Genomic DNA, 7,073 nt, shown 5'->3' with positions numbered 1-7,073 from the left:
AGGAGATCCTGCCGACATGGTCAGGCGAACTGCTCGACAACATCATCGACTACGTGACCTACGTGCTGATCCCGGCCTTCGCGCTCTATCAGCGCGGCTTCATGGGCGAGGGCCTGTCTTTCCTGTCGGCGGCGATCATCGTCGTGTCCAGCGCCATCTACTATGCCGACACCGGCATGAAGACGAAGGAGAATTTCTTCAAGGGATTCCCCGTGGTCTGGAACATGGTGGTGTTCACCCTGTTCGTCATCGAGCCCGGACAATGGGTTTCGTTCGCGGTTGTGGTGGTGGCCGGCGTCCTGACTTTCGTGCCGATCAACTTCATCCACCCGGTGCGGGTGGTGCGGCTGCGGCGCATCAACCTTGGGATGACTCTCTTGTGGTGCGCTTTCGGCGCGCTTGCCCTGGCCCAGGCGGCACTCGCTGCCTTCTATGATCAGATCGGCGTGCTGGGCGAACAGGTCAGCACCTTCACCAAGATCGGCATTACCATCACCGGGCTTTACCTTGCCTGCATCGGTGGCATCATGCAGTTCTTTCCCAATCTCGGTGCCAAAAAGGCTTGATCAGCCGCTCCCACAGGAAGCCTAGCCCCACAGGAAGCCTAGCATGTCGAAAGCGATCCGCATTCACGCCAATGGCGGCCCGGAAGTTCTGACCTATGAGGACGCTGACCCCGGCCAGCCGGGATCCGGGCAGATCCTGGTCCGGCACACCGCGATCGGCCTCAATTTCATCGATGTCTACCATCGCTCTGGCCTCTACCCGCCGCCTGGCGGCTTCCCGCTCGTGCCAGGCAGCGAAGCCGCCGGCGTGGTGCTGGAGGTCGGCCAGGGCGTCGACTGGCTGAAGCCTGGCGATCGCATCGCCTATGCCGTGACGACGGGCGCTTACGCGCAACAGCGCGTCATCGATGCCAGCCGCGTCGTCAAGGTTCCGGATGGCATCAGCGACGAACAGGCCGCGGCGATGATGCTGAAGGGCATGACCGCGGAATATCTGCTGCGCCGGACGTTCAAGGTGAAGGCCGGCGACACGATCCTGTTCCACGCCGCGGCAGGCGGCGTCGGGCTGATCCTCGGCCAATGGGCAAAACATCTCGGCGCCACCGTCATCGGCACCGCCAGCTCGTCCGACAAGATCGAGCTCGCCAGGGCGCATGGTTTCGACCATGTCATCAACTACAAGGAACAGGATTTCGTTGCCGGCGTCGCCGCCATCACCGGCGGCAAAAAATGCGACGTTGTCTACGATTCGGTCGGCAACGACACATTTCCGGCTTCGCTGGACTGCCTGCGGTCGCTTGGCATGTTCGTCAGCTTTGGCCAGTCATCGGGACCCATACCGCCGTTCAGCATGTCATTGCTGGCACAGAAGGGGTCGCTGTTCGCAACAAGGCCGACACTGTTCGTCTACAACGCAAAACGCGAGGACCTCGACGCTTCTGCCGCCGCCCTGTTCGAGGTCGTGCTCAGCGGCGCGGTCGAAATCAAGATCAACCAGCGCTACGCGCTGAAGGACGCCGGCAAGGCGCATTCCGACCTCGAGGGCCGCAGGACCACAGGGACGACCATTCTCATCCCTTAGTTCGTTCTGCCTTGCTATCCCTTGAATTTCCGCTGAAATTCTTGAAGCTCTTTCAAGACGTGTGCCGCTTTCCGATGAGAGCCGGCCGCGCCTACCATGCCTGCGGGAACACAGAACATGTCTGGCTAACCAGATGGGAGGCACTGTGAGTGCAAATCACGACGGCACGAACCTGCTTGAGGTTCGTGGCCTCACCAAGATATTCGGCACGCTGACGGCGTGCGATCATATCGATCTCGACATCGCCAGGGGTGAGATCCACGCCCTGCTTGGCGAAAACGGCGCCGGCAAGTCGACGCTGGTGAAGATGCTGTTCGGTTCGCTGGAGCCCAATGCCGGCGAGATCTTCTGGAACGGGCAGGCCGTCAGGATTTCCAGCCCCGGCGTCGCGAAAAAACTCGGTATCGGTATGGTGTTCCAGCACTTCTCGCTGTTCGAGGCGCTGACCGCGGCCGAAAACATTGCCCTGTCGCTGGACGACGGCTCGCCGATCAACAGCATCGCTGCGAAGGCGAGGGCGCTTTCCTTCAGCTACGGCCTGCCGCTCGATCCTGAATCGCTGGTCGGCGACCTGTCGGTAGGCGAACGCCAACGCATCGAAATCATCCGTTGCCTGTTGCAAACGCCTCAGCTCATCATCCTGGACGAGCCGACCTCGGTGCTGACGCCGCAGGAAGCCGACAAGCTGTTCGAGACGCTGGAGCGCCTGCGTTCGGAAGGCAAATCCATCCTCTACATTTCGCACCGGCTCGAAGAGGTCAAACGCATCTGCGACCGCGCCACCGTGCTGCGTCACGGCAAGGTCGTCGGCCATTGCAACCCGCGCGAGGAAACCGCCTCTTCGCTGGCCCGCATGATGGTCGGCAACGAGGTGCAGGCCGTGGTGCGCGCGCCGGTCGAGGGGATCGCCACGGCGCAGCCGCTGCTCGAGATTCGCAACCTCAGCCGCAAGCCGGCAACACCGTTCTCGATCCCGCTCAAGGGCATCAACCTGAACGTCCGGGCGGGCGAGGTGATCGGCATCGCTGGCGTCGCCGGCAACGGCCAGGGCGAGTTCTTCGAATCCGTCTCAGGCGAAGTGCCGCAGCAGGATGCATCCTCGGTGCGCATTCGCGGTAAGGACGCAGGCGGCCTCACCATCACCGGGCGCCGACTGCTGGGCGCTGCCTTCGTGCCGGAGGAGCGCCTCGGCCACGGTGCGGCACCGCGCATGAAGCTTTCCGAAAACCTGCTGCTGTCGCGCCATGCCACCGACGGCAAGGCGTTCGTCGGTTCCGGCGGGATGGTGAAGAGCGGTGCCATCCAAGCCGCGTCCCAACGCATCATCGAGGCGATGGATGTACGCAAGAGTGCGCCGGATCCGGAGGCCGCGGCCCTTTCGGGCGGCAATCTGCAGAAATTCATCGTCGGCCGTGAACTCGACCGCCGGCCAAGCGTCATGGTGGTGAACCAGCCGACCTGGGGCGTGGATGCGGGCGCTGCCGCTCATATCCGCCAGGCCTTGATCGAGTTGTCGCGCAGCGGATCGGCGGTGCTGGTGATCAGCCAGGATCTCGACGAGCTGTTCGAGATATCGGATGCGATCGCGGTCATGCACAATGGCGAGCTGTCGAAACCTATGCCGATCGCCGAGGCAACCTTCGAAAAGGTAGGTTTGCTGATGGGCGGCGCCGAACCAGGCCACGCCGAACACTCGCTGGAGACGGCATGATGCGCCTCGAACTCGTCAAACGCCCGCAGCGTTCCATGCTGTTTTCGGCCCTGTCGCCGTTCATCGCCTTCGCGCTGACCATCATTGCCGGCGCCGTCATGTTCGCGCTGCTCGGCGTCAATCCGCTGACCGCGTTCAATATCTATTTTATCGAGCCGATCAGCCAGGTCTGGCAGCTACATGAGCTGGCGATCAAGGCAGCGCCGCTCATCCTGATCGCCGTCGGCCTGTCGGTCTGCTACAAGGCCAACATCTGGAACATCGGCGCCGAAGGCCAGTTCATCCTCGGCGGCATTGCCGGTTCGATGATTCCCGTGCTGTTTCCGCAGTTCGAAGGTCCGCTGGTGCTGCCGCTGATGCTGTTGCTCGGCATGGTCGGCGGCGCGGCCTATGCCGCGATCCCGGCTCTGCTCAAGACTCGCTTCGGCACCAACGAAATCCTGACCAGCCTGATGCTGGTCTACGTCGCGCAGCTCTTCCTTGATTGGCTGGTGCGCGGACCCTGGCGCGATCCGCAGGGCCATGGTTTCCCGCAGACCATCCAGTTCAACGATTCGGCCGTGTTGCCGGAGCTGATGCCGGATGCCGGACGGGCAAACTGGGGTTTTGTCTTCGCATTGGTCGCCGCGGTGCTGGTCTGGATCCTGATGAGCCGCATGCTGAAAGGTTTTGAGGTGCGCGTGCTGGGCTCAAGCCCGCGGGCAGGGCGCTTCGCCGGCTTCGGCCTCAACCGCATGGTCTTTTTTGCTTTCCTGCTGTCAGGCGCTCTGGCGGGTCTCGCCGGCATCTCCGAGGTCTCGGGCGCTATCGGGCAACTGCAGCCTGTCATTTCGCCCGGCTATGGCTTCACCGCCATCATCGTGGCTTTCCTTGGCCGCCTCAACCCGCTCGGCATCGTTGCCGCCGGTCTGGTGCTGGCGCTGACCTATCTCGGCGGCGAAGCGGTGCAGAGCGCGCTCGGCATCTCCGACAAGGTGGCGCGGGTGTTCCAGGGCATGCTGCTGTTCTTCGTGCTCGGCTGCGACACGCTCATCCACTACCGCATTCGCCTGGTCGGCCTGGCGCTGACCAAGCCGGAAGGTGCCGCGAAACTCGAAGCCGCGCCAAAGTTGAAGGAAGCCCGTTGATGGACATCACCGTAAACATCCTTCTGACCATCGCCACGGCGGCAACGCCCCTGTTGATCGCGGCAATCGGCGAACTGGTGGTCGAGCGCTCCGGCGTGCTCAATCTCGGCGTCGAGGGCATGATGATCATGGGCGCTGTCGGCGGATTCGGCGCGACCTATCTCACCGGCTCGCCCTGGATCGGCCTTTTGGCGGCAATCGCCATGGGCGCGGTGTTCTCGCTGCTGTTTGCCGTCATGACGCTGTCGCTGGCCACCAACCAGGTGGCGACCGGCCTGTCGCTGACGCTGCTCGGCCTTGGCCTGTCCGGCATGATGGGCACCAGCTTTGTCGGCCAACCCGGCGAAAGGCTGCCCAACCTCTACATTCCCGGTCTGACGGAAATGCCTGTCGTCGGCAGGCTGCTGTTCGGTCAGGACCCGATCTTCTACATTTCGATCGCGCTCACCGCGGCCGTCATGTGGTTCCTGTTCAAGACAAGGACCGGACTGACGCTGCGCTCGATCGGCGACAGCCACACCTCGGCCCATGCGCTTGGCATCCAGGTCATCCGCTATCGCTATCTCGCGGTGATCTTCGGCGGCGCCTGTGCCGGGCTTGCCGGCGGCCATCTGTCGCTGGTCTACACGCCGCAATGGGTCGAGAACATGAGCGCCGGCCGCGGCTGGATCGCGCTGGCGCTGGTGGTGTTCGCCTCCTGGCGGCCATGGCGGGTGCTGGCCGGCGCCTACATCTTCGGCGCGGTGTGGATCGGCCAGCTTCATGCACAGGCTTTTGGCATTCCAGTGCCTTCACAGTTCCTTTCTTCGCTGCCCTATCTGGCAACCATCGTGGTTCTCGTTCTAATCTCGCGCAACAAGCGTCTGACGATGATGAACACGCCGGCTTCCTTGGGGCAGCCATTCGTTCCGGATCGTTGACAATAAAAACAAACGGGAAGCTCCAAGGCTTAACTCAGAGAGGTAACACAATGAAAAAACTGCTTATTGCCCTGATGACCACGACCGCCGCCATGTCGCTGGCAGTGACGGCGGAAGCTGCGGACAAGCTGAAGGCATGCTGGGTCTACACCGGCCCGATCGGCGACTTCGGCTACTCCTACCAGCACGACCAGGGCCGTCTCGATGTGGAGAAGGCGCTCGGTGACAAGGTCGAAACAGCCTATCTCGAAAACGTCTCGGAAGGTCCCGACGCCGACCGCGCTTTCGAGCGCCTGGCGCGCGAAGGCTGCAAGCTCATCTTCGGCACCTCCTTCGGCTTCATGGACCCGGAAGTGAAGGTCGCCAAGAAATTTCCCAAGGTGATGTTCGAGCACGCCACCGGCTACAAGACATCGGACAATCTTGGCATCTACAATGCCCGCTTCTATGAAGGCCGCTACATTCTCGGCCAGATCGCCGCCAAGGAATCGAAGGCCGGCGTGGCCGGCTACATCGTTTCCTTCCCGATCCCGGAAGTGGTGATGGGCATCAACTCCTTCATGCTCGGCGCCCAGTCGATCAACCCGAACTTCAAGGCAAAGATCGTCTGGGTGAATACATGGTTCGATCCGGGCAAAGAAGCCGACGCCGCCAAGGCGCTGTTCGACCAGGGGGCCGACATCATCGTCCAGCACACCGATTCGACTGCTGCCCTGCAAGTGGCCGAAGAGCGGGGCCTGAAGGGCTTTGGCCAGTCTTCGGACATGATCAAGTTCGCGCCCAAGGCGCAGCTGACTTCGATCACCGATGATTGGGGTCCCTATTACATCAGCCGGGTCCAGGCAGCCCTCGACGGCACGTGGAAGCCTGGCAATGTCTGGCTCGGCATCAAGGACGGTGCCGTCAAGATGTCCGCTTACACCAACATGCCCGACGACGTGAAAGCGATGGCGCAGGCCACCGAAAAGAAGATCGTCGACGGCTGGAACCCCTTCACGGGACCGATCGCCAAGCAGGACGGCACGCCGTGGCTGAAGGACGGCGAAGTCGCCGACGACGGCACGCTGCTCGGCATGAATTTTTATGTGAAGGGCGTCGACGACAAGCTGCCGAAATAACCAGCGCGAGACATGAGACGGAGGGGCGCCGCGAGGCGCCCTTCTTCATTCGGCGGGCTGTGCGCCGGCAGAGGGGCGATGAAACCGCGTTCGTCCGGCATCGACCACACGGCCGAGCCAGAACCTGAGCAACCGCTGTACCGGTCGTTCGCAGGTGCGCCAGATCGCCCACGAAATGAAAAGCATGAGCACGACGCAACCAAGGGCGGCAATCCATTTGCCGACAATGGGCGTTGCCGCATTGATGGCGAGATAGCCGATCTCCTGATGCAGCAGATAGAGCGGATAGGTCAGCCCGCCCAGCGCCAGGGTGAGCGCCGATGCCCTCACACGGTGGCGCAACAGCACCGCGCCGATCAGGGCCGCGTGCATGACGGCGTTGGCGAAGACAAGATTGGCCGAGGAGACGGCAATGCCGTAGTGGCCGAGCATCCAGCGCTGCGTCACCGACAGCGTTCCGCAGGAGATCAGGAACGCGGCGGCGAGCAGCAGCAGGGCCGGCACAGAACGGTCATGCGAATGGATGTGGTGGACCAGCACGCCGGCGGCGAAGAACGGGCCGAACTCGGTGAGGAACAGCAGCCTGGCTCCGCCGCTGCCGATGAAGAAC

Annotated in this window: 7 protein-coding genes; 6 read left to right on the top strand and 1 reads right to left on the bottom strand. The window is 62.6% G+C overall.

What is annotated here, in order from left to right:
* The 6 genes from EN964_RS19070 to EN964_RS19045 form a co-directional block, all read left to right on the top strand.
* The coding region (locus EN964_RS19070; RefSeq protein WP_127276626.1) for a phosphatidylcholine/phosphatidylserine synthase at positions 1 to 566 on the top strand (566 nt) is incomplete at its 5' end.
* A gap of 43 nt (positions 567 to 609) precedes the next feature.
* Positions 610 to 1,587, top strand: a complete 978-nt coding sequence (locus EN964_RS19065; protein ID WP_127272649.1) for a quinone oxidoreductase — start codon at positions 610 to 612, stop codon at positions 1,585 to 1,587.
* Between the two features lie 133 nt (positions 1,588 to 1,720).
* Positions 1,721 to 3,298 carry an ABC transporter ATP-binding protein gene (locus tag EN964_RS19060; RefSeq protein ID WP_164749014.1) on the top strand — a complete coding sequence of 526 codons (1,578 nt, stop codon included), beginning with the start codon at positions 1,721 to 1,723 and terminating at the stop codon, positions 3,296 to 3,298.
* The gene (locus tag EN964_RS19055) at positions 3,295 to 4,425 is read left to right on the top strand and encodes an ABC transporter permease (protein WP_127269000.1); all 1,131 of its coding nucleotides are present in this window, start codon (positions 3,295 to 3,297) and stop codon (positions 4,423 to 4,425) included. Before EN964_RS19060 ends, EN964_RS19055 begins: the two co-directional genes overlap by 4 nt.
* The gene (locus EN964_RS19050) at positions 4,425 to 5,345 is read left to right on the top strand and encodes an ABC transporter permease (protein ID WP_127268999.1); all 921 of its coding nucleotides are present in this window, start codon (positions 4,425 to 4,427) and stop codon (positions 5,343 to 5,345) included. The genes EN964_RS19055 and EN964_RS19050 overlap by 1 nt, the downstream gene beginning before the upstream one ends.
* A 50-nt stretch (positions 5,346 to 5,395) precedes the next feature.
* Complete coding sequence (locus tag EN964_RS19045; protein WP_127268998.1) at positions 5,396 to 6,463, top strand: BMP family ABC transporter substrate-binding protein; 1,068 nt, start codon at positions 5,396 to 5,398, stop codon at positions 6,461 to 6,463.
* A gap of 45 nt (positions 6,464 to 6,508) precedes the next feature.
* Here EN964_RS19045 and EN964_RS19040 read toward each other — a convergent pair.
* A partial coding sequence (locus tag EN964_RS19040; RefSeq protein WP_373565062.1) for an acyltransferase family protein occupies positions 6,509 to 7,073 on the bottom strand: 565 nt, incomplete at its 5' end.

It is taken from the genome of Mesorhizobium sp. M7A.F.Ca.CA.001.10.2.1, from assembly GCF_003998575.1.
Taxonomy (GTDB): domain Bacteria; phylum Pseudomonadota; class Alphaproteobacteria; order Rhizobiales; family Rhizobiaceae; genus Mesorhizobium.
This window is presented reverse-complemented; position numbering and strand designations above follow the sequence as displayed.